Here is a 25,698-nt window from a genome sequence, read left to right as displayed (position 1 = left end):
GCCCTTTCACGCGGTCCGTCAGCACATGCCGCCGTTGGCGCGCAGGATCTGGCCGTTGACCCACGCGCCGTCGGGGCCGGCGAGGAAGGCGACGACGCCGGCGATGTCCGCGGGCTGGCCGAGCCGCTCCAGCGGATTCATTTTCGCCATCCGGTCGACGAGCTCGGGGCTCTTGCCGTGCAGGAACAGCTCGGTCGCGACCGGCCCCGGCGCGACGGCGTTCACGCTGATGCCGCGGCCGCGCATCTCCTGGGCGAGGACCTGCGTCAGGCCCTCGACGGCCGCCTTGGTCGCGATGTACACGCCGTAGGTCGGCAGGCGCATGCCGATCACGCTCGACGACAGGTTGACGATGCGGCCGCCGTCGCGCAGGCGCTTCGCCGCCTCGCGGCTGACGTTGAACGTGCCCTTCAGGTTGATCGCGACGGTCTGGTCGAAGGACGCGTCGTCGACGTCCGCGATCGCGGCGAGCTTCATGACGCCCGCACTGTTGACGACCACGTCGACGCGACCGAACGCGCGCTCGGCCGCGTCGAACAGCGCGGCGGTCGCCGCCGGGTCGGCGACGTCCGCCTGCACCGCGATGGCCTCGCCGCCGCCGGCGACGATCGCGTCGACCACTTCCTGAGCGGGGCCGGCGCTGCCGGCATAGTTGACGACGACCCTGAAACCGTCCCGCGCGAGACGGCGGGCGATTTCCGCGCCGATACCGCGCGACGACCCGGTGACGAGGGCGACCTGTTCCGATGTGCTCATGTCCTGCTCCTTGATTCGTGAGTGCCGTGCGAGCCGGCGACAGGACTAATGTAGGCGCCCTCGATTGATAAAAATAATGAATAATGATCAGATCAAGAATGACTGAAAGTATGTCTCATGGCATTCGACAGCAGACTCCTGAGCGGTATCGGCGTGCTCTCGGCGGTGATCGAGGCCGGCACCTTCGCGCGCGCGGGCGAGGCGATGGGGTTGACGCAGCCGGCCGTGAGCCGCGCCGTCGCGCGGCTGGAAGAGCGCGTCGGCATCCGGATCTTCAACCGGACGGCGCGCGCGATCACGTTGACCGACGAAGGGCGGCGCTTTTACGAGGCGGTCGCGCCGCTGCTGGCCGGCATCGAGGAGGCGGCGGTCGACGCCGGCCGTTCCAGGGCGCGCGTCCGGGGGCGGCTGCGGGTCAACGTGGACGGCACTTTCGGCCACGCCGTGCTGGCCCCGCGGATGGCGGAATTTCTCGACCGCTTCCCGGAACTGTCCGTCGAAATCAGCGTGCGCGACCGGATGGGCGATCTCGTCGCCGACGGCTTCGACGTGGCGGTGCGTTTCGGTATTCCGGAGCCGTCGTCATACCGTGCGCGGCTGCTGCTCGAGACGCGTGTGCTCACCTGTGCGTCGGCGGCCTATGTCGCGCGTCATGGCGAACCGCGGCATCCGCAGGATCTCGCGGACGGGCACCGTTGCGTGCTGATCCGAGATCCGGTCACGGGGCGGCCGTTCGAATGGGTGTTCCAGCGCGGCAACGAGGTGGTGCCGTTCGAGGCCGGCGGCCGGCTGATGGTCAACGACACGGGCGCGCTGCTCGGCGCGTGCCTTGGCGGCGCGGGCGTCGCGCAGCTGCTGGAACTCTACGCGCGGGACATCCTCGCCGACGGGCGGCTGGTGCAGTTGCTGCCGGAATGGGCGGACGAGACGTTCCCGCTCTATGCGTATCACCACGCATCGAACCTCGTGTCCGCGAAGGTGCGGGTGTTTCTCGACTTCGTCCGCGAACTGATGGCCTGAGTCCGCACCGCGAAGGGCGGCCGTCGGGTCATTCGGTGCGATGGGGGACGTTGTCCGGGAACGGATAGGGCGCATGCGGCCCCGGCCAGTCGGGCACCGGCGGCGCGCTCAGTACGTCGCATCCGCCCAGCATCAGCGACAGAACCGCGGCAAGCACGCGGCGGCAGATCGGGCGTGAAATCGTGCGCATGGACATGGGCGGCCTCCGTGCTCGGCATCCCTGATGCTTGGACCGGCTGGCGAGACACGTGTTGCGGCGGGCGCGGCGAAAAACAAAAAACCCGCGAAGCGATGAGCTTGCGCGGGTTTCGAGCGGGCAGCGCATGACGCTGCGAAATACTGGTGCCCAGGGCCGGAATCGAACCGGCACGCCTTGCGGCGGGGGATTTTGAGTCCCCTGCGTCTACCAATTTCACCACCTGGGCTTGTTCGTGGCCGCGCAGGTGTTCGTGCGCGGCGAAACGCGGATTATGGCTGAAATCCCCGCACCGGGCAAGCCACCCGCTTGCCGGCCTGGCCGGTCACTGGCTCAGGTAGACGAACCGGCCCTGTTTCACGATCCCCATCACGCTTGCGCGTTGATCGAGCCCCACATGATCCTTGTCGCTCGTGTTGACGACGCCGTTCGGCACGACGAGTTCGTGCGCGCGTTCGAGCTCGCGCCGCAGCGCCGCGCGGAACGCGGGCGTGCCGGGCTGCGCGGTCTTCAGCGCGCGGCCGACCGCGTCGGCGAGGCGCGGGTAGACGCCCGCCGCATCACCCGCGAACTGCGTGACCGTGCCGGCCCCGTACTTCGCCTCGTACGCGTCGACGAACGCAAGCGCGGCCTTGCGGGCCGGATGATCGGCCGGCAGCGTGCGCGCGACGACCACCGGCTGGGTCGGGAACAGCGTCCCGTCGACGTCCTTGCCGCCGAGCTTGATGAATTCCGGCGTCGCGATTCCGTGTGTCTGGTAGATCGGGCCCTTGTAGCCGCGTTCGATCAGCGTGCGTTGCGGCAGCACGGCCGGCGTGCCCGAGCCCGCGATCAGGATCGCGTCGGGCTTCGCCGCGATCAGCTTCAGTGCCTGGCCCGTGACGCTCGCGTCGGTGCGGTTGAAGCGCTCGGTCGCGACGACGCGGATCTTGCGCAGGTCCGCGAAGCGCGTGAACTCGTTCAGCCAGCTGTCGCCGTAGCTGTCCGCGAAGCCGATGAAGCCGACCGTCTTCACGCCGCGATTCGACATGGTGCGCGTCATCACGTCGGCCATCGCGCTGTCGCTCTGCGCCATCTTGAACGCCCAGGTTCGCGCGCCTTCCTGCGGCTCGACGATCGCGCCGGAGCCGACCAGCGTGATCATCGGCGTCTGCCCGGCGGCCACCGCGTCGAGCGCCGCGAGCGCGGCCGGCGTGATGTTCGGCCCGACCACGACGTCGACGTGATCCTCGTCGACGAGCTTGCGGATGTTGCGCACGGCCGTGCCCGGATCGGATGCATCGTCGAGCACCGTCACCTGCACGGGCTGCCCGGCGATCGTCTTCGGCCACATCAGGATCGCGTTCTTGCTCGTGATGCCGATCACGGCGGCCGGGCCGGTCGACGACAGGTCGACGCCGACCTTCAGGTCGGCATGCGCGGCCGCGCAGGCCAGCACGAGGGCGGCGCCGGCGGCGCGGCGCAGCAGGGCGGGAAGCGTCATGCGGGAACCTCCGTCAGGCAGCAAAAAGGGGCGCGATATGCGCCCCCGGTGTTTATACACGCTGCTCAAAGCTCGTACGATTCGGATTCGCCCTTGAGCGCCTGCTCGATCAGCTTGCGGTTCAGCGTCGGCGACAGCAGTTCGACGAGCGTATACACATAGCTGCGCAGGTAGGCGCCCTGCTTGAGCGCGACGCGCGTCACGTTGCTGCCGAACAGGTGGCCGACCGGGATCAGCCGCAGGTTGCGGTCGCGCTCGGGGTTGAACGCGATGTCGGCCATGATCCCGACGCCGAGGCCGAGCTCGACATAGGTCTTGATCACGTCGGCGTCGATCGCCTCGAGAACGATGTCCGGCGACAGCCCGCGCAGCGCGAACGCCTGGTTGATCTTCTTGCGGCCCGCGAACGCGTCGTCGTACGTGATCAGCGGGTACTGCGCGAGATCGTCGAGCGACGGCGGCTTGCGTTCGAGCAGCGGATGATCGGCCGGCACGACGGCCGCGTGATGCCACTGGAAGCAGGGCAGCGACACGAGCTCCTTGTAGTCGGAGATCGCCTCGGTCGCGATCGCGAGATCGGCCTGGTCGTGGATCACCATCTCGGCGACCTGCGTCGGGCTGCCCTGCAGGATCGACAGGTGCACCTTCGGGAAGCGCTTCTTGAATTCGGCGATCGCGGCCGGCAACGAGTAGCGGGCCTGCGTGTGGGTGGCCGCGATGGTCAGGTTGCCCTGATCCTGCGCGGCATAATCTTTCCCGACCCTTTTAAGGCTTTCAACCTCCTGCAGGATCCGCTCGACCGACGCGAGGATGATCCTGCCCGGCTCGGTGAGCGAGCGCACGCGCTTGCCGTGCCGCGTGAAGATCTCCACGCCCAGCTCGTCCTCGAGCTCGATGATCGCCTTCGAAACCCCCGGTTGCGACGTGTAGAGCGCCTTGGCGGCCTCGGTGAGGTTGAAATTCTGCCGGACGGCCTCGCGCACGAAGCGAAATTGGTGCAGGTTCATTTATAACCCTTCCGCATATCAACAGAATTTTTTAGTCGTTTGAAATATAAGGCGAGTTTATTACGATTCACCGGAGTTTTTCAAATATGGATATCTGTTTTCGTCATTAGCAATCCAGCCGGCAGCGGATGGGGGCGGTGACGGCAGAACGGAGATTCGGGCGCGACGTGGCTAGGACGTCGCGCGGTCACCACGAAAACCCCTGGGGTCCCCGAATGTATCAGTACGACCAATACGACCAGACGATCGTCGACGAGCGTGTCGCGCAGTACCGCGATCAGGTGCGCCGCCGCCTGTCGGGCGAGCTGAGCGAAGACGAGTTCCGTCCGCTGCGTCTGCAGAACGGCCTGTACATGCAGCGCCACGCGTACATGCACCGCATCGCGATTCCGTACGGCAACCTGCGCAGCGACCAGCTCCGGATGCTGGCGCGCATCGCCCGCGAACACGACCGCGGCTACGGCCACTTCTCGACCCGCTCGAACATCCAGTTCAACTGGATCGAGCTCGAAGACACGCCCGAGATCCTCGCGAAGCTCGCGTCGGTGCAGATGCACGGCATCCAGACCTCGGGCAACTGCATCCGCAACATCACGGCCGACCAGTTCGCCGGCGTTGCGCAGGACGAGGAGATCGATCCGCGTCCGTGGTCGGAAATCCTGCGCCAGTGGTCGACGTTCCATCCCGAATTCGCATGGCTGCCGCGCAAGTTCAAGATCGCGGTGTCGGGCTCGAAGGACGACCGCGCGGCCGTGCAGATCCACGACCTCGGCGTGTACCTGAAGAAGAACGCGCAGGGCGAAGTGGTCGCGAGCATCCTCGCGGGCGGCGGCCTCGGCCGTACGCCGATCGTCGGCGCGGTGATCAAGGAAGACCTGCCGTGGCAGCACCTGCTCACCTACTGCGAAGCCGTGCTGCGCGTGTACAACCGCTTCGGCCGCCGCGACAACCTGTATAAGGCGCGCATCAAGATCCTCGTGAAGGCGCTGTCGCCCGCGAAGTTCGCGCAGCAGGTCGAGGAAGAGTGGCAGCACCTGAAGGACGGCCCGTCGACGCTCACGCAGGCGGAAGTCGACCGCGTGTCGCAGTATTTCAAGCCGCCCGTCTACGAGAAGCTGGCCGACACCGACGCATCGTTCGAACAGCACCTGCTCGAGAACAAGGCGTTCGCGCGCTGGGTCGAGCGCAACGTCGCGCCGCACAAGGTGCCCGGCTATGCAGCCGTCACGCTGTCGCTGAAGGATCACCGTGTGGCGCCGGGCGACGCGACCGACCAGCAGATGGAGCTGGTCGCCGACTGGGCCGACGCTTATTCGTTCGGCGAGCTGCGCGTGTCGCACGAGCAGAACCTGATTCTCGCGAACGTGAAGAAGCGCGACCTGTTCGCGGTGTGGGAAAAGGCGAAGGCGGCCAGTTTCGCGACGCCGAACATCGGCCTGCTGACCGACATCATCGCGTGCCCGGGCGGCGATTTCTGCTCGCTCGCGAACGCGAAGTCGATCCCGATCGCGCTGGCGATCCAGCAGCGTTTCGACGATCTCGACTATGTGTACGACCTCGGCGACCTGTCGCTGAATATTTCCGGTTGCATGAACTCGTGCGGTCACCACCACGTCGGCAACATCGGCATCCTCGGCGTCGACAAGGACGGTGCCGAGTGGTACCAGGTGTCGCTCGGCGGCGAGCAGGGCACGGGCCGCAACGGCGCGCGCCTCGGCCGCGTGATCGGGCCGTCGTTCTCGGCGGAAGAAGTGCCGGACGTGATCGCGAAGCTGATCGACACGTTCGTCGATGCGCGCATCGACGGCGAGCGCTTCGTCGACACGTACGACCGCATCGGCATCGCACCGTTCAAGGAGCGCGTGTATGCGGCGCGCCAGGCAGTGAACGCCTAACCAACCGGGTAGAAGGAATTTGCAGATGGCTTCGATTATCAAGAACCGCGCAGTGATCGACGATGCATGGCAGGTCGTGCGCGCGGCGGAAGACGGTGCGCTGCCCGCGGTCGACGCGTTGCCGGCCGGCAAGGTGCTGGTGCCGTTCGCGTTGTGGCAGGCCGAGCGCGCGGCGCTCGTCGCCGCCAAGACGCAGGACGAACTCGGCGTGTGGCTCGCGCCGGACAGCGAGCCGGCCGATCTCGTGGCCGATTTCGGTGCGATTTCGCTGATCGCCGTCGATTTCCCGCGCTTCGCGGACGGCCGTGGCTACAGCATCGGCCGCCTGCTGCGCGAGCGCTACGGCTGGAAGGGCGAGCTGCGTTCGATCGGCGACGTGCTGCGCGACCAGCTGCTGTACATGTCGCGTTGCGGTTTCGACGCATTCGCGGTGCGCGCCGACAAGGACATCCACGACGCGCTGAATGCATTCACGGAATTCACGCAGCGTTACCAGGGTGCGTTCGACGAGCCGGTGCCGCTGTTCCGCCGCCGCGCCGCCGCGGCCGACGCGAAGGTGGGCGCATGAGTACCGCGACCGCCACCGCGCTGACGCCGGAACTCGCCGCGAAGGTCGAGCGCCTCGACGCGCTGCTCGCGCAGATCGGCGCCCGTCACGAGAAGGTGAAGTTCGCGAGCAGCCTCGCGGCGGAAGACATGCTGCTCACGCACGCGATCCTGTCGAAGGGCGCGTCGATCGGCATCTTCTCGCTGAACACGGGCCGGCTGCACGCGGAAACGCTGGGCATGATCGACCGCGTGCGCGAGCGCTACGGCTACGAGATCGAGCAGTTCCATCCGCAGCAGGACGCGGTCGATCAGTACGTCGCCGAGCACGGCCTGAACGCGTTCTACGAGAGCGTCGAGCTGCGCAAGTCGTGCTGCCACATCCGCAAGGTCGAGCCGCTGAACCGTGCGCTGGCCGAGGTCGACGCGTGGGTCACGGGCCAGCGTCGCGAGCAGTCGGTCACGCGTGCGGAGCTGCACGAGGAAGAGCAGGACGAAGCGCGCGGGATCGCGAAGTACAATCCGCTCGCCGACTGGACCGAAGCCGACGTCTGGGAGTACCTCGGAGCGTTTGACGTGCCGGTGAACCCGCTGCATGCGCGCGGCTACCCGAGCATCGGCTGCGAGCCGTGTACGCGCGCGATCCGCCCTGGCGAGGACAGCCGCGCGGGCCGCTGGTGGTGGGAATCGCGCGACACGAAGGAATGCGGCCTGCACATCACGATCACGCCGATTCCCGCGACCGCCGAAGCCGGCGCCGCGCACTGAATACCTTACAAAAAGCTGAATCTTGGGCCGCCTGCGACAGCGGGCGGCACGAACCCAGAAGAGAAGGACTGAAATCATGAGCACGACGCTCGAGCAATCCGCCTTTGCCCCGCCCACCGGTGCCGACAGCCGCATGGGCCACCTCGACTGGCTCGAAGCCGAGTCGATCCACATCCTGCGCGAACTGGTCGCCGAATGCAGCAAGCCGGCGCTGTTGTTCTCGGGCGGCAAGGATTCGGTCGTCGTGCTGCACCTCGCACTGAAGGCGTTCGGCCTCGGCGCGAACCGCAAGACGACGCTGCCGTTCCCGCTCGTGCACATCGACACGGGTCACAACTACGACGAAGTGATCGACTTCCGCGACCGCCGCGCGCAAGAGCTCGGCGCCGAGCTGGTGGTTGGCCACGTCGAGGATTCGATCAAGCGCGGCACCGTCGTGCTGCGCCGCGAGACCGATTCGCGCAACGCCGCGCAGGCCGTCACGCTGCTCGAGACGATCGAGCAATACGGCTACACCGCGATGATCGGCGGCGCACGCCGCGACGAAGAGAAGGCGCGCGCGAAGGAACGCATCTTCTCGTTCCGCGACGAATTCGGCCAGTGGGATCCGAAGGCGCAGCGCCCAGAACTGTGGAGCCTGTACAACGCACGCCTGCACAAGGGCGAGCACCTGCGCGTGTTCCCGATCTCGAACTGGACGGAACTCGACGTGTGGCAGTACATCGCGCGCGAGAATCTCGAACTGCCGTCGATCTATTACGCACACGAGCGCGAGATCGTGCGCCGCAACGGGCTGCTGGTGCCCGTCACGCCGCTCACGCCGATGCGCGAGGGCGAGACGAGCGAGCTCGCGCAGGTGCGCTTCCGCACGGTCGGCGACATCAGCTGCACGTGCCCGGTCGAGAGCGACGCGGACGACCTCGAGAAGATCATCGCCGAGACGGCGGTGACCGAGATCACCGAGCGCGGCGCGACCCGGATGGACGACCAGGCGTCGGAAGCCGCGATGGAAACGCGCAAGAAGCAAGGTTATTTCTGAAGCACACGAGGACATTCACATCATGAGCATCATCGAAAATACCGAAGACCTCGGCGTGTTGCGCTTCATCACCGCGGGCAGCGTCGACGACGGCAAGAGCACGCTGATCGGCCGCCTGCTGTACGACAGCAAGGCCGTGCTGTCCGACCAGCTGTCCGCGCTGTCGCGCGCGAAGAACAAGCGCACGGTCGGCGACGAGCTCGACCTTGCGCTGCTGACCGACGGCCTCGAGGCCGAGCGCGAGCAGGGCATCACGATCGACGTCGCGTACCGCTACTTCGCGACCGCGAAACGCAAGTTCATCATCGCCGACACGCCGGGCCACGAGCAGTACACGCGCAACATGGTGACGGGCGCGTCGACCGCGCACGCGGCGATCGTCCTGATCGATGCGACGCGCATCACGGTCGAGAACGGCATCGTGCAACTGCTGCCGCAAACCAAGCGCCACAGCGCGATCGTGAAGCTGCTCGGCCTGCAGCACGTGATCGTCGCGATCAACAAGATGGACCTCGTCGACTACAGCGAAGCGCGCTTCAACGAGATCCGCGACGCGTACGTCGCGCTCGCGAAGCAGCTCAACCTCACCGACGTGCGCTTCGTGCCGGTGTCGGCGCTGAAGGGCGACAACATCGTTGGCGCGAGCGAGCGTATGCCGTGGTACGCGGGCGAGCCGCTCCTCGACGTGCTCGAGTCGCTGCCGGTCGAGACGCAGGCGCATGACGCACTGCGCTTCCCGGTGCAATGGGTCGCGCGCCAGGACGGCAGCTCGGCCGACGATTTCCGCGGCTACATGGGCCGTATCGAGTCGGGCGAGGTGAAGGTCGGCGACGAGATCATCGTGCTGCCGTCGAACCGCACCGCAACGGTCGCCGAGATCGTCGCGCCGGTGCCGGGCGGTACCGCGTCCGTCGCGCACGCGTTCGCGGGCCAGACGGTGACGATCCGTCTCGAGGAAGATGTCGACGTGTCGCGCGGCGACATGTTCGTCACGACCGCCGAACCCGTCGAGCCGGCCAAGAAGCTCGAGGCCGACCTGTGCTGGTTCGACGAAACGCCGCTGTCGCCGCAGCGCAAGTACCTGCTGAAGCAGACCACCAGCACGGTGTTCGCGAAGATCGGCGCGGTCAAGCAGGTGCTCGACGTGCATACGCTGTCGCATGCGACCGACCGTCACGAGCTGAAGATGAACGACATCGGCCGCGTCGCGCTGACGCTGCAGAAGCCGATCGTCTGCGACACCTACGACGCGCATCCTGGCACGGGCGCGTTCGTGCTGATCGACGAGGCGACGCACCACACAGTCGCCGCCGGCATGATCCGGGCGTTTTCGGCGTAATCGGCAAACCGCGCGGCGCACCGCGCCGCCCCACGGCGGCGCGGGCCGGCCGCCGTCGTCCGCAGGACAAGCGAAGTGACAATCATGGGCAAGGTGTATCTGATCGGAGCAGGGCCGGGCGCGGCCGACCTCATCACGGTGCGCGGCGCGCGGCTGCTCGCGCAGGCCGATGTCGTGCTGCACGACGCGCTCGTCGAGCCCGCGATGCTCGACTACGCGCCGAACGCGCGCCGGATCGCGGTCGGCAAGCGCTGCGGGCAGCGCTCGACCGCGCAGCACTTCATCAACAAGCAGATCGTCGACGCGGCGCGCGAGCACGCGTGCGTCGTGCGGCTGAAGGGCGGCGACCCGATGCTGTTCGGCCGCGCGGAAGAGGAAATGCGCGCGCTCGAGGCGGCCGGCATCGACTACGAGGTCGTGCCGGGCATCACCGCGGCGCTGGCCGGCGCGGCGACGCTGAAGCGCTCGCTGACGTTGCGCGGTGTGTCGCGCAGCGTCGCCTTCGCGACGCACAGCCGAGCGCCGGGCAGCGACGAGATCCGCGAAGCCGCGCGCGCCGATTCGATCGTCTACTACATGGGCCGCGACAGCGCGCCCGGCATCGCGCAGGAACTGATCGACGCCGGCCGTGCGCCGGCGACGCCCGTGGCGATCGTCGAGGCGTGCAGCACCGCGCGCGAGCGCTCGCTGACGCTGACGCTCGCGCAGATGGCGGCGGGCGACGCGCAGGCGTGGCTCGATCCCGCGGAACCGAGCCTGCTGATGATCGGCGACGCGTTCGCCGAGCGCGCACGGCAGGCGAACACGGGCGATCCGTTGCGGGATGCCGCCTGAGCGGGATTCCGCCGCAGTCCGAAATGAAAAAAGCGCTGGCAGAAGCCAGCGCTTTTTCTTTGTGTGCCTTGAACGCGCTGCTTACGCGCCGCCGCCGATCTGGTCGACGCAATAACGTGCGATCGCGTCGAGCACGCCGTCGTCTTCGCCGACGGCCGTTGCACAGCGGATCTCGACGCCCGGATGCGCGGCGCGGCATGCATCGACGAGCTGCGGCAGGTCGCGGCGGACATGGCCGCCCTGGCCGAAGAACACCGGCACCACGGTGATGTGCGTGCAGCCGGCCGCGACCTGCGCGGCGACGGCCTCGCTGAGCGACGGCGTCATCAGTTCGAGAAACGCGAGCGACACGTGCGCGGCAGGGGAGCCGGCCGCGCGCAGCCGCGCGGCGAGCCGCTCGAACGGCTCGGCCCAGCGCGGGTCGCGGGCGCCGTGGCCGAACAGGACGATGCCGTGCGAACTCATGTCGAAACCTCCGTCATGACGCGGCACTCAGTGCCGGTCGACCCACTTGAGCGCGAACAGGCCGAGCGCGAGATAGATGAGGCCCGGTGTCGCGGCTGTCAGCGGCGCGGGCCACGTGTTCAGCGTGCCGATGTGCGAGAACAGCGTATTGAGCAGCTGGAAGCTCATGCCGAGCATGATGCCGCCGAATACCTTCACGCCGACCACGCCCGCACGCGTGTGCAGGTACGCGAACGGCAGCGACAGCACGAGCATCACGAACACCGCGAACGGATACAGCAGCTTGCGCCACAGCGCGATGTCGTAGCGCTGCGTGTCCTGCTGGTTTTCACGCAAGTGCTGGATGTAGCGGAACAGGTTGATGATCGACATGCGCTCCGGCGACACGAGCAGCACCGACAGGATCTGCGGCGTCAGGTCCGAACGCAGCCGGTATTCGGGCAGCGAAACCTGCTGCGACCGGTAGACGGGGTTCAGCGCGTCGGGCGGCTGGCCGCTGATCGGCTTGATCGGCGTCAGTTCGGTCTCGGTGACGCCCGTCAGCAGCCAGTGGCCGGGCGGCTCGTAGCGGCCCGTCTTCGCGATCCGCACGTTCTGCAGCTGGAATTTCGAGTCGAACTCGTAGATGCGCACGTTGCTGATCGTCGAGTCGGGCGACAGGCTGCCGACGTTGACGAAGCGCGTGACCTGCTCGCCGTTTTCGCGGGCCGCGAGCGTGTCCTTCACCCACACGCCCGACTGGAAGTTCGACGACACCGACGCGCCGAGTGCCTGCAGCCGCACGCGTTCGGACAGCTGGTCGGCGTACGGGCCGACGAATTCGCCGATCAGGTAGGTGATGATCACGAGCGGTATGCCGATCTTCAGCAGCGAGCGCAACGCCTGGTTGGTCGCGAGGCCCGACACGCGGAAGATCGTGAATTCCGAGTTCGCGGCCATCTGCGCGAACACGTAGATCGCGCTGATCAGCGCGGCGACCGGGATGATCTCGTAGAAGCGCGACGGGGTCTGCAGCGCGACGCGCAGCACCGCGTAACCGAACTTGTAGTTGCCGTGCCCGACCGAGTTCAGTTCGCTGATCAGGTCGAAGAAGAAGAACAGGCCCGAGAACGCGAACAGGATGAAGACGAACGTGACGTAGATCTGTCGCGCGAAGTATTTTTCATAGAGCCGCATCGATCATGCTCCCGAGCGGCCGAACAGCGCGCGTGTAAACAGCGGACGATTGCGCACGCGCAACCAGAAGATGACGGCGACGATCACAGCGACGAGCGCATGCAGGCCGATCAGGCCGACGCCGAACGACATCTTGCCCTGCTCGATCTGCGCCTGCACGACGTTCAGCAGGTTCGAGTACGTGAGGTAGATCAGCACGGCCATCACGAGGTTGATCGTGCGGCTGCGGCGCGGGTTCTGGTACGCGAGCGGGATGCCGAGCACCATCAGGTTGAGCGCGATCAGCGGCAGCCCCGCGCGCCACGCGAATTCCGCGAGGTTGTCGCGCGTCGGGTTACGCAGCAGGTCGAGCGTCGGCGTGCTGTTGGTGGTCGGCACGTTGACGACGGGCGTGCTGGTGATCTTCACGCCGTAGCGCTCGAACTCCATGATCTTGAAGTTCGGCTGGCCGGGCGTGCCGTCGTAGCGGCGGCCGTTTTCCAGGACGACGAAACGGTTGCCGTCCCGCGTTTCCGTGTGACCCGTCTGCGACACGACGACGTTGACCTTGCCGTTCTCGGTCGACGTGACGAACACGTTCTGCACCTTGCTCTGGTCGGGCGTCATCTTCTCGATGAAGAACACGCGGTGGTTCGTGGCCGACTCGCGGAACTGGCCCGGCGCGAGCAGCGAGATCTCGTCGCGCTGCTGGAAGCGTGCCTTGATCATCTTGCTCTGCTGGTTCGACCACGGCCAGCCGACGAATGCGAAGAAGGCGATCAGCAGGATGATCGGCGTGGCGAACACGCCGATCGGCTTGATGAGGCGCGTGAGGCTCACGCCCGACGCGAGCCACACCACCATTTCGGAGTCCCGGTACCACCGGGTCAGCACGAACAGGATCGACACGAACAACGTGACGACGAGCATCACGGCGAGGTAGCCGATCACGGTCAGGCCGATCAGCACGAGCACGTCCCGCGGATCGATTTCACCGGACGCGGCATAGCCGACGATGCGGATCATCATCGTCGTGAGCATGATCGTGAGCAGCACCATGAACACGGCGCCAGCCGTATACGCAAGCTCGCGCTGGAGGGAGCGTTCGAAGATCATTCTTGATGAGAAGAGGGCGGGAGGCTGCGCACGCGTGGTGGAGCGCTCGCGCCGCCACGGGAAAAATAGCGGATAATTGCGGCTTTCATCCTTAGCCCAGATTTTATCCGAGGACAAGCGCGATGGACTTTAGCATAAAAGGCTGTGATTGGAGCAAAGGCGAGGCCAAGGGGTTCCTGACCGGGAAATCCGACTGCATCGTGCTCGGCATCTTCGAGGCGCAAACGCTTTCCGGCGCGGCGCTCGACATCGACACGGCCACCAAGGGGCTGATCTCGCGCGTGGTGAAAGCCGGCGACATGGACGGCAAGCGCGGCAAGACGCTGTTCCTGCACGAAGTATCGGGCATCGGCGCGTCGCGCGTGCTGCTCGTTGGTCTCGGCAAGCAGGATGCGTTCAACCAGAAAGCCTATAACGACGCGGTCACGGCCGCCTGGCGCGCGCTGCTGGCGACCAAGGTCGTCCAGGTCACGTTCACGCTCGCGCAACTGCCGGTCGACGAGCGCAGCTCCGACTGGGGCGTGCGCGCGGCCATTCTGGCGCTGCGCAACGAGACCTATCGCTTCACGCAGATGAAGAGCAAGCCGGAGCCGGTGTCGCACACGCTCAAGCGTGTCGTGTTCAGCGTCGATCCGTCCGACGAAAAGGCCGCGAAGGTCGCGGTCAAGCAGGCCGTCGCGCTCGCGAACGGGATGGATCTCACCCGCGACCTCGGCAACCTGCCCGGCAACGTCTGCACGCCGACCTATCTCGGCAACACCGCGAAGAAGATCGCGAAGGATTGGGGCCTGAAGGCGGAAGTCCTCGGGCTCAAGCAGATCCAGGCGCTGAAGATGGGCTCGTTCCTGTCGGTCGCGCGCGCGTCGGTCGAGCCGCCGCAGTTCATCGTGCTGCACTACCAGGGCGCCGCCGCGAAGGCCGCGCCGGTCGTGCTGGTCGGCAAGGGCATCACGTTCGATACGGGCGGCATCTCGCTGAAGCCGGGCGAGGGCATGGACGAGATGAAGTACGACATGTGCGGCGCCGGTTCCGTGCTCGGCACGATCCGTGCGGTCGCCGAGATGGGCCTGAAGATCAACGTCGTCGCGATCGTGCCGACCTGCGAGAACATGCCGGGCGGCAACGCGACGAAGCCGGGCGACGTCGTCACCAGCATGAAGGGCCTGACGATCGAAGTGCTGAACACCGACGCCGAAGGCCGCCTGATCCTGTGCGACGCGCTCACGTATGCCGAGCGCTTCAAGCCGGCCGCCGTGATCGACGTCGCGACGCTGACGGGCGCGTGCGTGATCGCGCTCGGCGGTCACAACAGCGGCCTGTTCTCGAAGGACGACGCGCTCGCGGGCGAACTGCTCGACGCGTCGCGCGAGGCGAACGACCCGGCGTGGCGCATGCCGCTCGACGACGAGTACCAGGACCAGCTGAAGTCGAACTTCGCGGACATCGCGAACATCGGCGGGCGCCCGGCGGGCGCCGTGACGGCCGCGTGCTTCCTGTCGCGCTTCACCGACAGCTATCCGTGGGCTCACCTCGACATCGCGGGCACCGCGTGGAAGGGTGGTGCCGCGAAGGGTGCGACGGGCCGTCCGGTGCCGCTGCTCGCGCAGTTCCTGATCGACCGCGCCGGCCAGTGATGGCTGAGCGAACGACGATGCGGGTACGCGGGCAATGACGCGGATCGATTTCCACTCGAACGTCGGCGATTCGCTCGCGTACGCGTGCCGGCTGCTGCGCAAGGCCTACCAGGCCGGGCAGCCGGTCGTCGTGCTCGCCGAGCCCGCGCGCCTGCGCGCGCTCGACGAGCGGCTCTGGACGTTCTCGCCGCTCGATTTCATCCCGCATTGCGGCGTCGACAGCGAGCATGCGGCCGGGACGCCGATCGTGCTGGCTGCCGATCTCGACAAAGCGCCGCATCATCACGTGCTGCTGAACCTCGGCGCGGCCGTGCCCGCGCAGTTCGCCCGCTTCGAGCGCCTGCTCGAAGTGGTCGGCAACGCGCCGGACGAGCTCGCCGCGGGCCGCGACCGCTACCGGTTCTACCGCGACCGCGGATACGCGCTGAACAACTACAAGCAGGGCAGCTAGCCGCAACCGTCGACGGAGTGTTCCCGTGACACAAGCCGATTCATCCTCGATCCCGACCCTCACCGACGTGCTGGTGCCGGGCAAGCCGGTGCCGGCGCGTTCGCCCGCGCCCGAGCCTGACGTGCCGCAACCGCCCGACAGCGCGGCGATTCCGATGCTGACCGACGTGATTGCGTCGGGCACCGCGAGCGCGGCGTCGGCCGATTCAGCGAAAACTGAAGCCGACCCCGAATTCGTCGTGATCGAACCCGTGCCGACACTGTACGTGCCGACGGTCGAGCTGCCGGGCGATGTGGCCGAGGGTGCGGCTGCCGCGGGCGAGACCGATGCGCCGGCCGAACCCGGCGCCGCGGAGCATGTGGTCGCTGAAGAGGCGGCGGTGATGAGCGCGCCGCTGCGGTCGTCGCTGGCCGGCGACGAGGTGCCGCAGCACGCATTCGCCGCGGTTGCGCGCGAAGCGGCCGGGCTGGTGCCTGAAACAGCCATGCCGCACGCAGTCGTACCGGCCGCAGCGACGCAGCCGGACATGCACGCGGGCGCGGGGCTGACGCCGGAAGATGCGCAGCATATCGCCGAGCGCCTGCGCAATCGCCTGACGAACTATCTGACCGGCGCAGGGCGCGAGGCCATCGAGGCCCGCTGTCGCGACGCGCTGCATGAGCATTCGGCCTGGCTCGTCGGCCAGATCACGCGCGAGGTGGCGCTGGCGCTGGAAACCGAGGTCATGGACTGGGTGCGCGACGCGGTCGACGAAGAGATCGCGCGCCGTCGCACCGGTCATTCCGGCTGAACGCGCGGCCGTTCCGACGAAAAATAGGGTGCGGTTCCGGCAAGTGCCGGCGAGGCTGCCGGTGAGGAACCGGTCAGCCGGTGCGGGCCCGCCCGTCTGTGCCTGCGGAGCCCTGGACGGCGGTTATCCCCGTTCGGGGCACCCGGTTCAGCGCAGCGACAGCACCCATTGCGCGAGCGTATGGGCTTCGGCGTTCGTCAACTGCGTATTGGCGGGCATCGGCACGTTGCCCCAGACGCCGACGCTGCCTTTCACGATCGATTGGGCCAGGTAATCGACGGCGTCGCCGCGCGCCGCATACTTGCCGGCGATGTCGCGGAACGACGGGCCCATCAGCGGCTTGTCGACCGCGTGGCAAGCCATGCAGTTCTTGCGCTGCGCCAGCGCGAGCCCGTCGGCCTGGTCGGCGCGCGCCGCCGCCGCGCTGCCGGTCAGCAGCGTCACGAGCAGGGCGCGCAATATCGTCTGTTTCATGCGGTTCTCCGCCGGCGGGGACGGCCGGCTTCATGGTCCGCGCATTATAAGAGCAAAGGGAAAGCCCGTTTTGGGCGTTCCCCCGGCGGCCCTGTTTATTGGGGGCGCATGTTGCGGCGAACCCGCGTCAACCCGTGACGGCGCCCTTGTTCGCCGGCCGGGCGAGGGCCGCGAATTTCGCGAGCACGCCGCGCGTGTAGCGTGGCGCCGGCTGTCGCCACGCGGCGCGGCGGCGCGCGAGCTCCGCATCGTCGACGTTCACCTGCAGCAGCAGCCGGTGCGCATCGATCGTGATCGAGTCGCCTTCCTGCACGAGCGCGATCGTGCCGCCGACGAACGCCTCGGGCGCGACGTGGCCGACCACCATGCCCCAGGTGCCGCCCGAGAAGCGGCCGTCCGTGATGAAGCCGACCGATTCGCCGAGCCCCTTGCCGATGATCGCGGACGTCGGCGCGAGCATTTCCGGCATGCCGGGGCCGCCTTGCGGGCCGAGGTAGCGCAGCACGAGTATGTCGCCCGCGCGGATCCGGTCGCCGAGGATCGCGTCCATCGCGCTCTGCTCGTCGTCGAACACGCGTGCCGGGCCCGTGATCACCGGGTTCTTCAGGCCGGAGATCTTCGCGACCGCGCCGTCTTCCGCGAGATTGCCTTTCAGAATCGCAAGATGGCCTTCCTTGTACAGCGCGCGGTCGATCGGGAAGATCACGTCCTGGTCGGCGCGCGGCACGCTCGGCACGTCCTTCAGTTCGTCGGCGATCGTGCGGCCGGTGATCGTCATGCAGTCGCCGTGCAGCAGCCCCGCATCGAGCAGGATCTTCAGCACCTGCGGAATCCCGCCGGCCTGGTGCAGGTCGGTCGCGACGTACCGGCCCGACGGTTTCAGGTCGCAGATCACGGGCACGCGCTTGCGGATGCGCTCGAAATCGTCGATCGTCCAGTCGACCTCGGCCGCGTGCGCGATCGCCAGATAGTGCAGCACCGCGTTGGTCGAGCCGCCCGTCGCCATGATCACCGACACCGCGTTCTCGATCGACGCCTTCGTGATGATGTCGCGCGGCTTCAGGTCGCGCTTCACCGCCTCGACGAGCACGCGCGCCGATTCGGCGGCCGAGTCGACTTTCTCCTGGTCCGGGTTCGCCATCGTCGACGAGTACAGCAGCGACATCCCGAGCGCCTCGAACGACGAACTCATCGTGTTCGCGGTGTACATGCCGCCGCACGAACCCGACGTCGGGCACGCGTTCTGCTCGACGCCTTCGAAATCCTCCTGCGACATCCGGCCCGCGGTGAATTCGCCGACGGCCTCGAACGACGACACGATCGTCAGGTCCTGGCCTTTCCAGTGGCCGGGGCGGATCGTGCCGCCGTACACGTAGATGCCCGGCACGTTCAGCCGCGCGAGCGCGATCATGCCGCCCGGCATGTTCTTGTCGCAGCCGCCGACGACGACCACGCCGTCCATCCATTGACCCTGCACGCAGGTCTCGATGCAGTCGGCGATCACCTCGCGCGACACGAGCGAGTACTTCATGCCTTCGGTGCCCATCGACATACCGTCCGAAATCGTCGGCGTGCCGAAGATCTGGGGGTTCGCGCCGGACGCCTTCACGGCCGCGACGGCCGCGTCCGACAGGCGCTGCAAGCCGGAATTGCATGGCGTGATGGTGGAGTGGCCGTTCGCGATGCCGACCATCGGCTTGTCGAAATCGTCCTTCTGGTAGCCGAGTGCGTAATACATCGAGCGGTTCGGCGAACGGGCCACGCCTTGCGTGATGTGCTTCGAGCGACGGTTGTACGGCATGGGGGACTCCATCGTTGTCTGGGTGACGCCCGGGAGCGGCGCACCGGTTCGGATGAAACAAGAATGGAGTTTCCGGATTGGGATGTCCAGTATATTATTTGTCCCTTATTAAGTTGTTCTCCGAATGAGTGCAGCATGGCCGATCCGACACCCGACCTGCGCCAGTGGCGCTATTTCGCGACCGTTGCCGACGAGCGCCATTTCGGCCGCGCGGCCGAGCGTCTGTCGATGACGCAACCGCCGCTGTCGCAGGCGATCCGGGCGCTCGAGGATGCGCTCGGCGTCGCGCTGTTCGTCCGCACCAAGCGGTCGGTGGCGCTGACGGCGGTCGGCGCGGCGCTGTTGCCTGACGTGCACCGCCTGCTTGCTTCGGCCGATGCGCTGCCGCCGCTCGCGCGGCGGCTCGCGCGCGGCGAGGCCGGCTCGCTGTCGCTCGCGTTCGTGTCGACCGCCGATTACGGGCTGCTGCCGTCGCTGCTGCGCGCATTCGGCGCGCGCTATCCGCAGGTGCGCCTGCAGCTCGCCGAGGCGACGAGCGACGTGCAGATCGACGAACTCGTCGCCGGCCGCATCGACGCGGGGCTCGTCATTCCGCCCGTGCCGCCGCGTCACGCGGTCGGGCTGTCGTACCTGCCCGTCGTGCGCGAGCCGCTGGTGGTTGCGATGCCGGCCGCGGCGTCCGATGCGCCGGAAGACGAACCCGTGCATCTTTCCGATGTCGCCGCGTTGCCGCTTGTGATCTTTCCGCGTCGTTTGGCGCCCGGCTTTTATGACATCATTACGGGCTGCTACGGCGCGGCGGGCGAAACGCCACGCATCGGCCAGGAGGCGATCCAGATGCAGACGATCGTCAGCCTCGTGTCGGCCGGCATGGGCGTCGCACTGGTGCCGCAATCGCTGCGTAACCTGCGGCGCACCGGCGTGGTCTATCGGCCGCTCGCCGGTCGCGCGCCGGTCGTCGAGACGGGCCTCGTGTGGCGCACCGGCGACGTGAGCCCCGTGCTCGCCGCCTTCATCGACGTCGTGCGCGCGCAGGGTCTTGCCGCGTGACGTGAACGATGGCGCGCCGGTGCCGTCCAAAGCGCGGTGCCGCGCGTTCGCGACAGCCGTACCGTATTCGAAAACTTCTTCGCTAACCCATGATCATTCACCCGAATTTCGACCCCGTTGCGATCCATCTCGGGCCGCTGGCCGTGCGCTGGTACGGCCTCATGTATCTCGTCGGCTTCATCGCGGCGATCGTCGTCGGCCGGGTCCGCCTGAAGCTGCCGCACGTCGCGGCGCAGGGCTGGACCGCGAAGGACATCGACGACATGATGTTCTACGGCGTGCTCGGCACCGTGCTCGGCGGCCGGCTCGGTTATGTGCTGTTCTACAAGGCCGATTTCTACTTCTCGCATCCGCTCGACGTATTCAAGGTGTGGGAAGGCGGCATGTCGTTCCATGGTGGCTTCCTCGGCGTGACGCTCGCGATGGTGCTGTTCGCGTGGCAGCGCAAGCGCCACTGGCTGCAGGTCACCGATTTCGTCGCGCCGATGGTGCCGACGGGGCTCGCGGCCGGGCGGCTCGGCAACTTCATCAACGGCGAGTTGTGGGGCCGCGTGACCGATCCGACGGCGCCGTGGGCGATGCTGTTCCCGGGCGCGATGCGCGACGACGCGGCATGGCTGCCGAAGCATCCGGCACTCGTCGAGAAGTGGCATCTCGCCGACGTGTTCATGCAATACCAGATGCTGCCGCGCCATCCTTCGCAGCTCTATGAAATCGCGCTCGAAGGCATCGTGCTGTTCTTCGCGCTGTTCTTCTTCTCGCGCAAGTCGCGGCCGATGGGCGCCGTGTCCGCGCTGTTCCTGATCGGCTACGGCCTCGCACGCTTCACGGTCGAGTTCGCGCGCGAGCCCGACGACTTCCTCGGCCTGCTTGCGCTCGGCCTGTCGATGGGGCAGTGGCTGTCGCTGCCGATGATCCTCGCGGGCGTTGCGCTGATGGTCTGGGCGTATCGCCGTCGCGCGGCGCATGCCGCTGCGTGATGCGTATCGATGCACGCGCGAGCGGCGCGTGCATCGGCACCATACCGCATGCCAATGAAAAACGCCGGCCCGAGGGCCGGCGTTTTCGTTTCCAGCAACTGCGTGGTGCGCGTTACTTCATCTGCACGGAGCCGTTGACGGTGACCGACACGGTGGCCTTGCCGCCTTCGACTGCGATCGGCGCGCTCATCTTCGCGCTGTCCATCGGCGCTGCGGCCATCGCCATCATGCGCGGGTACGGCTGCACGTTGCGGCCGCTGCCGACATTCACGTCGCGAATCGTATAGCTGCTGTAGCCGAATGCCTTCGCGGCTTCGTCCGCGCGGGCGCGGAACGACTTGATCGCTTCGGTCGTGAGCTTCTGCTCGGCCGTGCGCTGCGCTTCGGGCGACAGCGAGAACTCGACGTTCGCGACCTGCATCAGGTTCGACAACTGGCCCGCAAGCTTCGACGCCGCAGCGAAATCGCGCGATTCGAGCGCGACCTCGGTACGGCCGCGCCATGCGGAAATCTTCCCGTCGCGATCGGTGCTCGGATACACGGAGAATGCACCCGTGTGCGCGGTGACGCCCGATACGCCCTTCGCCTGCGACAGTGCCGCGTCGGCGCGCTGGTTCAGCGCGGACGTCAGGCTGCCCGGGTCCTTTGCCTGCTGCTCGTAGAACAGCGTGATGTGGATGATGTCCTGCGGCACGTCGGCACTGGCCTGCGACGAAAGCGACAGCACGCCTGCCGGCTCCGGAAAGTGCGGGTTCGCCGTTTGTGCATGCGCGGCGGGCGACGCGAGCGTCAGCGCGACGGGAATGGCGGCGGCGAGGGCGAGCGACAGCGCGAGTGCGGATTTCTTGGTCATTGTTGGACTCCTTGTGCGAGGGCGCGCAGGCGGATCACGCGTGCGCGACGCGGGCGTACCGCGCGACAAAAAAAACAACAGCCGGCCCGATCGGCCGACAGCGGTTGCTTAGGCCGCGCGAAACCAGCGCGAGTTCCGTGACGGCGACGTGTACTGACCAGATTTGACGTTTGGCGGGCGGCTACTGCGCGCGCCTACTTCATCAGCTTTTCGGTGATGAACCGCCATTCGGCGCGCGTGACGGGCGTGATCGACAGCCGGTTGCCGCGGGCGAGCACGCGCATGTCGGCGAGCTCGTCGTGTTCGCGCAGCGCGGCGAGCGGCACGAGCGCCGATTTTTTCACGTAGCGCACGTCGACGAGCAGCCAGCGTGGCGCTTCCTGCGTCGACTTCGGGTCGTAATAGGGGCTTTTCGGATCGAACTGCGTGGGATCGGGGTAGGGCGTCGACGACACTTCGGCGAGGCCCGCGATGCCCGGCTCGGGGCAGCTCGAGTGATAGAACAGCACGCCATCGCCGATCTTCATCGTGTCGCGCATGAAATTGCGCGCCTGATAGTTGCGCACGCCAGTCCACGGCAGCGAGCGCTGCGGTGCGTGGGCGAGATCGTCGATGCTTGCTTCGTCCGGTTCGGACTTCATCAGCCAGTATTGCATGGATCGTGATCGACGCAGAAAAAGGCTGCTACAAAAGGAAACGGCACCGGGACGTGCCCGATGCCGTTGGATAGGCCCCCGCCTTGGCCGCTAGGCCGGCATCCTGAACCTGAGGTTCAGAATTGGTCGCAGTTAGCAGCACTTCGGGTACATCAGACAGAGTGACGCGCGCGCCCGTGCTACAAATTTCCGCAACCGTGCACATGGCATTGGTTCAAGGAATATATGACCTTGGCGAACCAGGCAGGGAAGCTGACTGAACTGTATTTCGATGCGCCAATTTGACCACCGTTGATCGCCGAGATCAAGGGGAATCGACGTATCGATCAAACCTTACTGCGTCTCGTGCTGTGCGAGCACCGCGCCGAGCTGTTCGTTCATCTGGTGCATTGTACGACGGATTTCCTCCGCCGGAAATGCTTCACCGTGCCGCACGCTCGTTTGCAGCCGCAGCAATTCCGATGCGAGCGACAGCGCGGCCATGACGGCGATGCGATCGGTGCCGCGTACCGAGCTGTTCGAGCGGATTTTCGACATTTCGGCGTCGACGCGCGCGACTGCCTCGAGCAGCGCCGCTTCGGTCTCGGCCGAACAGGCGAGCCGATAGGGCTGACCGAGAATCGAGACTTCGATCTGCTTGGTGCTCATGCATGTTCTCCGTGGCTGGCCGCGTCATCGCCTTCCGTACGCGCCTGCGCATCCAGCAGGTCGAGCTGGTTGTCGGCTTGCTCCGCGTTTTTCGAGCGCGGCAGCTTTTCGAGAATCGCGTTCAGTTTCACCTGGGCGTCGTCGATCTTTGCCGACAACGTGTCGCGCTCGGCTGCGAGCGCATTGCGTTCGTCGCGCAGTTGCGCGAGTTCCGCGCGGACCGTGTCCGCTTCCGCGCGCAATTGCGCGACCTGCTCCTCGAGCGCGAGCCGTTCCGAGTGATAGCGCTTGTTCAGCGAGATCAGACGGCCAATATTTTGAGATAAGGTTTCGAGTTCGTTGAGCATTTGCTGCGTCCTCTAAAGACCCAGCATTTTAGCGCGGAATAACGTGCAATCCGACATCTGTAACGTTTCCAGTCGTAACACCCCTGCTTCTTGCCGCGAATAGGTGCGTCTTTTTGCATTCCCGGACGCTTCCTTGACGCTCGCGCGACCCGCTCCTAAACTGGCGCCGCCTCGGTGCTCGCGCGTGAACGCGCGGTTAAACGGGAAGCAGGGCGCGGGCTCCGCCAGGAAGCCGCCAACCTGCGCTGCCCCCGCAACGGTAAGCGGCCGCGTCCGGTGACGCAGGCCGGCTCGGGCGCGTTCCGCGTGAAGGTTTCGCGCACGGGCGCGGGCCACTGCGCGTCATCGCGCGGGAAGGCGAGCCGGTACGCCGCCAGCCCGGATACCGGCCGAGACGGGAAGCCCGCACGGGCTTCGTGACGCGCGGCCCGCGGGGAAGCGGGGCGCGCAACGCTTCACGGAATTCTCTTCGATGCTGACCCCAATCGTCCGCGCGACGCTTCTGTCATGCCCGGCCGGCAGCCGCCGGCGGATGCGCCGCGCGTCATGCGCGCGGCCGTGTGCGGCATGAGCGCCGCACGCGCTGCCGCGATCTGGGCCACGCTGGCCGCCGTGGTCGCGTTGCTGTTCATCGCGTCGCTGTCGATCGGCAGCGTGCCGATGTCGCCGTGGCAGGCGCTCGCGTCGCTCGTGCCGCACGGCGGCGATGCGCTGTTCGCCGACATCGTCCGTACGTTGCGCCTGCCGCGTGCGCTCGCGGGTTTCGCGTGCGGCGCGCTGCTCGCGCTTGCCGGTGCGCTGCTGCAGGTGCTGCTGCGCAATCCGCTTGCGGAACCGTACGTGCTCGGCGTGTCCGGCGGCGCGGCCGGTTTCGCGCTCGTCGCGATGATCGCGGGCGGCGCGTGGTGGCTCGTCGACGCGTCGGCGTTCGCCGGCTCGCTCGTGTCGGTCGCGCTCGTGCTCGGTCTCGCGCGCCGCGAACTGTGGCGCAGCGACTCGCGCGACGCGTCGCCGCGGCTGCTGCTCACGGGCGTCGTGATCGCGGCGGGGTGGGGGGCGCTCGTCACGCTGCTGCTGTCGCTCGCGCCCGATGCGCGGCTGCGCGGCATCATCTTCTGGCTGACGGGCGACCTGAACGGCGTGACGGCGCCATGGTTCGCGTGGGCTGCGTTGCTGCTGAGCGCATGCGTCGCGCTGCCTGCCGCGCCGCAACTGAACGTGCTGCTGCGCGGCGACGCGACCGCGCTTGCGCTCGGCGTGCCCGTCGCGCGCCTGCGCGTGCGGATCTATCTCGTCGCGTCGCTGGCCGCTGCGGCCGCGGTGACGACGGCCGGCACGATCGGCTTCGTCGGCCTCGTCGTGCCGCACGCGCTGCGGCTCGCGTTCGGCAACGACCAGCGGATGCTGCTGCCGGCCGCGATGCTCGCGGGCGGCGGCGGCGTGATGGCGGCCGACCTGCTCGCGCGCACTGCGATCGCGCCCGCGCAACTGCCGGTCGGCGTGATGACCGCGTTGATCGGCGTGCCGGTGTTCCTGTGGATGTTGCTGAGGAGACCGATGCGATGACGCATGCCGCATTGCACGCCGGCGGCGGCGACCTGACCTGCGCGACCGTCGACCTGACGCTGAAGGCTGGCGCGCGCACGCTGCTCGACGGACTCGCGCAGGCGTTCCGCCCCGGCGAGATCTGGTGTATCGCGGGCCCGAACGGTGCGGGCAAGACGACGCTGCTCGCGACGCTCGCGGGGCTGCAGCCGCCGGCCGGCGGGCATGTCGAGATCGATGGCCGGCCACTCGCCGCGTGGCCGCCCGCGCAACTCGCGCAGCGCCGCGCGCTGATGCCGCAGCAATTGCACGACGCGTTCAGCGCGACCGTGTTCGACACGGTGCTGCTCAACCGTTTTCCGTATCTCGGCGGCTGGGGCTGGGAGCGCGACGGCGACCGTGCGGCTGTGCGCGAGGCGCTCGCGACGTTCGACCTGACCGCGCTTGCGTCGCGCGACGTGTTGTCGCTGTCGGGCGGCGAGCGGCAGCGGGTCGCATTGGCCGCGACGCTGTGCCAGGATGCGCCGCTGATGCTGCTCGACGAGCCGCTTGCGCATCTCGACCTGCATCACCAGATCGATTGCCTGACCGCGCTGGCCGCATGGCTCGACGCAGGCCCGCGCACGGTGCTGTTTTCGTGCCACGACCTGAATCTCGCGCGGCGTTTCGCGACGCATGCGCTGTTGCTCGACGGTCGCGGCCACGCGTGGGCGGGCCCCGTGCACGATGTGCTGACGCCCGAACGCGCGAGCGACGCGTTCGGTTATCCGCTCGTGCTGATCCGCGAGAACGGCCGCGACGCGCTGCTGCCGGCGTGGCCCGAGCGACAATGACGTTTCCTTTCCCGATG

General features: G+C 67.3%; 27 protein-coding genes, 1 tRNA gene, 1 other RNA gene and 1 riboswitch. Of the genes, 14 read left to right on the top strand and 15 right to left on the bottom strand.

Annotated elements, in window-relative coordinates:
• Positions 1-18: 18 nt before the first annotated feature.
• Positions 19-756: an SDR family oxidoreductase gene (locus H3H55_RS13515; RefSeq protein WP_193098877.1), complete on the bottom strand. Its 738-nt coding sequence runs from the start codon at positions 754-756 to the stop codon at positions 19-21.
• A gap of 117 nt (positions 757-873) precedes the next feature.
• On the opposite strand from H3H55_RS13515, the gene H3H55_RS13510 reads away from it, so the two are divergent.
• Positions 874-1,776: a LysR family transcriptional regulator gene (locus H3H55_RS13510; protein ID WP_193098876.1), complete on the top strand. Its 903-nt coding sequence runs from the start codon at positions 874-876 to the stop codon at positions 1,774-1,776.
• Positions 1,777-1,804: 28 nt separating this feature from the next.
• Here H3H55_RS13510 and H3H55_RS13505 read toward each other — a convergent pair whose 3' ends face one another.
• From H3H55_RS13505 to H3H55_RS13490, 4 genes are all read right to left on the bottom strand, one after another.
• Positions 1,805-1,972 carry a hypothetical protein gene (locus H3H55_RS13505; RefSeq protein ID WP_193098875.1) on the bottom strand — a complete coding sequence of 56 codons (168 nt, stop codon included), beginning with the start codon at positions 1,970-1,972 and terminating at the stop codon, positions 1,805-1,807.
• Between the two features lie 144 nt (positions 1,973-2,116).
• Positions 2,117-2,201, bottom strand: a tRNA-Leu gene (locus H3H55_RS13500).
• Positions 2,202-2,297: 96 nt separating this feature from the next.
• Entirely contained in the window at positions 2,298-3,455 is a 1,158-nt protein-coding gene (locus H3H55_RS13495) for an ABC transporter substrate-binding protein (protein ID WP_193098874.1), read from the bottom strand.
• A 65-nt stretch (positions 3,456-3,520) separates the two neighbouring features.
• Positions 3,521-4,462, bottom strand: coding sequence for a CysB family HTH-type transcriptional regulator (locus H3H55_RS13490; RefSeq protein ID WP_034178788.1), 942 nt, complete (start codon positions 4,460-4,462; stop codon positions 3,521-3,523).
• A 215-nt stretch (positions 4,463-4,677) separates the two neighbouring features.
• Between H3H55_RS13490 and H3H55_RS13485 the strand changes: the two genes are divergently transcribed.
• The 6 genes from H3H55_RS13485 (at position 4,678) to cobA (ending at position 10,883) form a co-directional block, all read left to right on the top strand.
• Positions 4,678-6,357, top strand: coding sequence for a nitrite/sulfite reductase (locus tag H3H55_RS13485; RefSeq protein WP_129512761.1), 1,680 nt, complete (start codon positions 4,678-4,680; stop codon positions 6,355-6,357).
• 25 nt (positions 6,358-6,382) lie between these two features.
• A complete protein-coding gene (locus H3H55_RS13480; protein WP_129512760.1) occupies positions 6,383-6,925 on the top strand; it encodes a DUF934 domain-containing protein in 543 nt (180 codons plus the stop codon).
• Positions 6,922-7,671, top strand: a complete 750-nt coding sequence (locus H3H55_RS13475) for a phosphoadenylyl-sulfate reductase (protein WP_193098873.1) — start codon at positions 6,922-6,924, stop codon at positions 7,669-7,671. The genes H3H55_RS13480 and H3H55_RS13475 overlap by 4 nt, the downstream gene beginning before the upstream one ends.
• Before the next feature lie 76 nt (positions 7,672-7,747).
• Positions 7,748-8,710, top strand: a complete 963-nt coding sequence (gene cysD / locus H3H55_RS13470) for a sulfate adenylyltransferase subunit CysD (RefSeq protein ID WP_048250334.1) — start codon at positions 7,748-7,750, stop codon at positions 8,708-8,710.
• 22 nt (positions 8,711-8,732) lie between these two features.
• Positions 8,733-10,049, top strand: a complete 1,317-nt coding sequence (locus tag H3H55_RS13465; protein ID WP_193098872.1) for a sulfate adenylyltransferase subunit 1 — start codon at positions 8,733-8,735, stop codon at positions 10,047-10,049.
• A gap of 84 nt (positions 10,050-10,133) precedes the next feature.
• Positions 10,134-10,883, top strand: a complete 750-nt coding sequence (gene cobA, locus H3H55_RS13460) for a uroporphyrinogen-III C-methyltransferase (protein ID WP_193098871.1) — start codon at positions 10,134-10,136, stop codon at positions 10,881-10,883.
• Positions 10,884-10,964: 81 nt separating this feature from the next.
• On the opposite strand, the gene H3H55_RS13455 is transcribed toward cobA, so the two are convergent.
• From H3H55_RS13455 to lptF, 3 genes are read right to left on the bottom strand one after another with little or no spacing between them, the layout of a single operon-like run.
• A complete protein-coding gene (locus tag H3H55_RS13455) occupies positions 10,965-11,348 on the bottom strand; it encodes a sirohydrochlorin chelatase (RefSeq protein WP_193098870.1) in 384 nt (127 codons plus the stop codon).
• Positions 11,349-11,375: 27 nt separating this feature from the next.
• Positions 11,376-12,524: an LPS export ABC transporter permease LptG gene (gene lptG, locus H3H55_RS13450; RefSeq protein ID WP_129512755.1), complete on the bottom strand. Its 1,149-nt coding sequence runs from the start codon at positions 12,522-12,524 to the stop codon at positions 11,376-11,378.
• Between the two features lie 3 nt (positions 12,525-12,527).
• Positions 12,528-13,619: an LPS export ABC transporter permease LptF gene (gene lptF / locus H3H55_RS13445; RefSeq protein WP_193098869.1), complete on the bottom strand. Its 1,092-nt coding sequence runs from the start codon at positions 13,617-13,619 to the stop codon at positions 12,528-12,530.
• Between the two features lie 122 nt (positions 13,620-13,741).
• Here lptF and H3H55_RS13440 point away from each other — a divergent pair, with 122 nt between their 5' ends.
• The 3 genes from H3H55_RS13440 to H3H55_RS13430 are packed head-to-tail and all read left to right on the top strand — an operon-like array spanning position 13,742 to position 16,494.
• Entirely contained in the window at positions 13,742-15,253 is a 1,512-nt protein-coding gene (locus H3H55_RS13440; protein WP_129512753.1) for a leucyl aminopeptidase, read from the top strand.
• Positions 15,254-15,287: 34 nt separating this feature from the next.
• A complete protein-coding gene (locus tag H3H55_RS13435; protein ID WP_048250341.1) occupies positions 15,288-15,704 on the top strand; it encodes a DNA polymerase III subunit chi in 417 nt (138 codons plus the stop codon).
• Positions 15,705-15,729: 25 nt separating this feature from the next.
• Positions 15,730-16,494, top strand: a complete 765-nt coding sequence (locus tag H3H55_RS13430) for a DUF2486 family protein (RefSeq protein ID WP_129512751.1) — start codon at positions 15,730-15,732, stop codon at positions 16,492-16,494.
• A gap of 147 nt (positions 16,495-16,641) precedes the next feature.
• On the opposite strand, the gene H3H55_RS13425 is transcribed toward H3H55_RS13430, so the two are convergent.
• Both H3H55_RS13425 and ilvD read right to left on the bottom strand, forming a co-directional pair.
• Complete coding sequence (locus tag H3H55_RS13425) at positions 16,642-16,968, bottom strand: c-type cytochrome (RefSeq protein ID WP_193098868.1); 327 nt, start codon at positions 16,966-16,968, stop codon at positions 16,642-16,644.
• Positions 16,969-17,095: 127 nt separating this feature from the next.
• Positions 17,096-18,769 carry a dihydroxy-acid dehydratase gene (ilvD, locus tag H3H55_RS13420; RefSeq protein ID WP_193098867.1) on the bottom strand — a complete coding sequence of 558 codons (1,674 nt, stop codon included), beginning with the start codon at positions 18,767-18,769 and terminating at the stop codon, positions 17,096-17,098.
• Positions 18,770-18,904: 135 nt separating this feature from the next.
• Here ilvD and H3H55_RS13415 point away from each other — a divergent pair, with 135 nt between their 5' ends.
• Complete coding sequence (locus H3H55_RS13415) at positions 18,905-19,819, top strand: LysR substrate-binding domain-containing protein (RefSeq protein ID WP_129512748.1); 915 nt, start codon at positions 18,905-18,907, stop codon at positions 19,817-19,819.
• An 89-nt stretch (positions 19,820-19,908) separates the two neighbouring features.
• Complete coding sequence (gene lgt / locus H3H55_RS13410) at positions 19,909-20,799, top strand: prolipoprotein diacylglyceryl transferase (protein WP_048250347.1); 891 nt, start codon at positions 19,909-19,911, stop codon at positions 20,797-20,799.
• Positions 20,800-20,911: 112 nt separating this feature from the next.
• On the opposite strand, the gene H3H55_RS13405 is transcribed toward lgt, so the two are convergent.
• The 5 genes from H3H55_RS13405 to H3H55_RS13385 form a co-directional block, all read right to left on the bottom strand.
• Entirely contained in the window at positions 20,912-21,652 is a 741-nt protein-coding gene (locus H3H55_RS13405) for an SIMPL domain-containing protein (protein WP_048250348.1), read from the bottom strand.
• 194 nt (positions 21,653-21,846) lie between these two features.
• The gene (locus H3H55_RS13400; protein ID WP_129512745.1) at positions 21,847-22,308 is read right to left on the bottom strand and encodes an EVE domain-containing protein; all 462 of its coding nucleotides are present in this window, start codon (positions 22,306-22,308) and stop codon (positions 21,847-21,849) included.
• Between the two features lie 71 nt (positions 22,309-22,379).
• Positions 22,380-22,561: non-coding RNA, 6S RNA (gene ssrS, locus H3H55_RS13395), on the bottom strand.
• 80 nt (positions 22,562-22,641) lie between these two features.
• On the bottom strand, positions 22,642-22,956 hold the full coding sequence (locus H3H55_RS13390) for a cell division protein ZapA (RefSeq protein ID WP_006478091.1): 315 nt from the start codon (positions 22,954-22,956) through the stop codon (positions 22,642-22,644).
• On the bottom strand, positions 22,953-23,303 hold the full coding sequence (locus tag H3H55_RS13385) for an ATPase (protein ID WP_129512744.1): 351 nt from the start codon (positions 23,301-23,303) through the stop codon (positions 22,953-22,955). Before H3H55_RS13385 ends, H3H55_RS13390 begins: the two co-directional genes overlap by 4 nt.
• A 155-nt stretch (positions 23,304-23,458) precedes the next feature.
• A riboswitch (cobalamin riboswitch) is annotated at positions 23,459-23,712 on the top strand.
• Positions 23,713-23,870: 158 nt separating this feature from the next.
• Between H3H55_RS13385 and H3H55_RS13380 the strand changes: the two genes are divergently transcribed.
• Together H3H55_RS13380 and H3H55_RS13375 are read left to right on the top strand one after the other, a co-directional pair.
• Complete coding sequence (locus tag H3H55_RS13380) at positions 23,871-24,869, top strand: FecCD family ABC transporter permease (RefSeq protein ID WP_193098866.1); 999 nt, start codon at positions 23,871-23,873, stop codon at positions 24,867-24,869.
• On the top strand, positions 24,866-25,681 hold the full coding sequence (locus tag H3H55_RS13375) for an ABC transporter ATP-binding protein (protein ID WP_193098865.1): 816 nt from the start codon (positions 24,866-24,868) through the stop codon (positions 25,679-25,681). The genes H3H55_RS13380 and H3H55_RS13375 overlap by 4 nt, the downstream gene beginning before the upstream one ends.
• Positions 25,682-25,698: the final 17 nt, after the last annotated feature.

The sequence above is a fragment of the Burkholderia sp. Z1 genome, from assembly GCF_014893795.1.
In the GTDB taxonomy this organism is placed as follows: domain Bacteria; phylum Pseudomonadota; class Gammaproteobacteria; order Burkholderiales; family Burkholderiaceae; genus Burkholderia; species Burkholderia theae.
This window is presented reverse-complemented; position numbering and strand designations above follow the sequence as displayed.

Excerpts from the sequence above, each read along its gene's own strand:
- H3H55_RS13465 (WP_193098872.1), top strand. The coding sequence starts at position 8,733 with ATGAGCATCATCGAAAATACCGAAGACCTCGGCGTGTTGCGCTTCATC.
- H3H55_RS13435 (WP_048250341.1), top strand. The coding sequence starts at position 15,288 with ATGACGCGGATCGATTTCCACTCGAACGTCGGCGATTCGCTCGCGTAC.
- H3H55_RS13455 (WP_193098870.1), bottom strand. The coding sequence starts at position 11,348 with ATGAGTTCGCACGGCATCGTCCTGTTCGGCCACGGCGCCCGCGACCCG.
- H3H55_RS13485 (WP_129512761.1), top strand. The coding sequence starts at position 4,678 with ATGTATCAGTACGACCAATACGACCAGACGATCGTCGACGAGCGTGTC.
- H3H55_RS13405 (WP_048250348.1), bottom strand. The coding sequence starts at position 21,652 with ATGACCAAGAAATCCGCACTCGCGCTGTCGCTCGCCCTCGCCGCCGCC.
- H3H55_RS13415 (WP_129512748.1), top strand. The coding sequence starts at position 18,905 with ATGGCCGATCCGACACCCGACCTGCGCCAGTGGCGCTATTTCGCGACC.
- H3H55_RS13480 (WP_129512760.1), top strand. The coding sequence starts at position 6,383 with ATGGCTTCGATTATCAAGAACCGCGCAGTGATCGACGATGCATGGCAG.
- H3H55_RS13475 (WP_193098873.1), top strand. The coding sequence starts at position 6,922 with ATGAGTACCGCGACCGCCACCGCGCTGACGCCGGAACTCGCCGCGAAG.
- H3H55_RS13440 (WP_129512753.1), top strand. The coding sequence starts at position 13,742 with ATGGACTTTAGCATAAAAGGCTGTGATTGGAGCAAAGGCGAGGCCAAG.
- cobA (WP_193098871.1), top strand. The coding sequence starts at position 10,134 with ATGGGCAAGGTGTATCTGATCGGAGCAGGGCCGGGCGCGGCCGACCTC.
- H3H55_RS13495 (WP_193098874.1), bottom strand. The coding sequence starts at position 3,455 with ATGACGCTTCCCGCCCTGCTGCGCCGCGCCGCCGGCGCCGCCCTCGTG.
- H3H55_RS13375 (WP_193098865.1), top strand. The coding sequence starts at position 24,866 with ATGACGCATGCCGCATTGCACGCCGGCGGCGGCGACCTGACCTGCGCG.
- H3H55_RS13385 (WP_129512744.1), bottom strand. The coding sequence starts at position 23,303 with ATGCTCAACGAACTCGAAACCTTATCTCAAAATATTGGCCGTCTGATC.
- H3H55_RS13490 (WP_034178788.1), bottom strand. The coding sequence starts at position 4,462 with ATGAACCTGCACCAATTTCGCTTCGTGCGCGAGGCCGTCCGGCAGAAT.
- H3H55_RS13515 (WP_193098877.1), bottom strand. The coding sequence starts at position 756 with ATGAGCACATCGGAACAGGTCGCCCTCGTCACCGGGTCGTCGCGCGGT.
- lptG (WP_129512755.1), bottom strand. The coding sequence starts at position 12,524 with ATGCGGCTCTATGAAAAATACTTCGCGCGACAGATCTACGTCACGTTC.
- H3H55_RS13400 (WP_129512745.1), bottom strand. The coding sequence starts at position 22,308 with ATGCAATACTGGCTGATGAAGTCCGAACCGGACGAAGCAAGCATCGAC.
- H3H55_RS13380 (WP_193098866.1), top strand. The coding sequence starts at position 23,871 with ATGAGCGCCGCACGCGCTGCCGCGATCTGGGCCACGCTGGCCGCCGTG.
- ilvD (WP_193098867.1), bottom strand. The coding sequence starts at position 18,769 with ATGCCGTACAACCGTCGCTCGAAGCACATCACGCAAGGCGTGGCCCGT.
- H3H55_RS13425 (WP_193098868.1), bottom strand. The coding sequence starts at position 16,968 with ATGAAACAGACGATATTGCGCGCCCTGCTCGTGACGCTGCTGACCGGC.
- H3H55_RS13390 (WP_006478091.1), bottom strand. The coding sequence starts at position 22,956 with ATGAGCACCAAGCAGATCGAAGTCTCGATTCTCGGTCAGCCCTATCGG.
- lgt (WP_048250347.1), top strand. The coding sequence starts at position 19,909 with ATGATCATTCACCCGAATTTCGACCCCGTTGCGATCCATCTCGGGCCG.
- H3H55_RS13510 (WP_193098876.1), top strand. The coding sequence starts at position 874 with ATGGCATTCGACAGCAGACTCCTGAGCGGTATCGGCGTGCTCTCGGCG.
- H3H55_RS13505 (WP_193098875.1), bottom strand. The coding sequence starts at position 1,972 with ATGTCCATGCGCACGATTTCACGCCCGATCTGCCGCCGCGTGCTTGCC.
- cysD (WP_048250334.1), top strand. The coding sequence starts at position 7,748 with ATGAGCACGACGCTCGAGCAATCCGCCTTTGCCCCGCCCACCGGTGCC.
- lptF (WP_193098869.1), bottom strand. The coding sequence starts at position 13,619 with ATGATCTTCGAACGCTCCCTCCAGCGCGAGCTTGCGTATACGGCTGGC.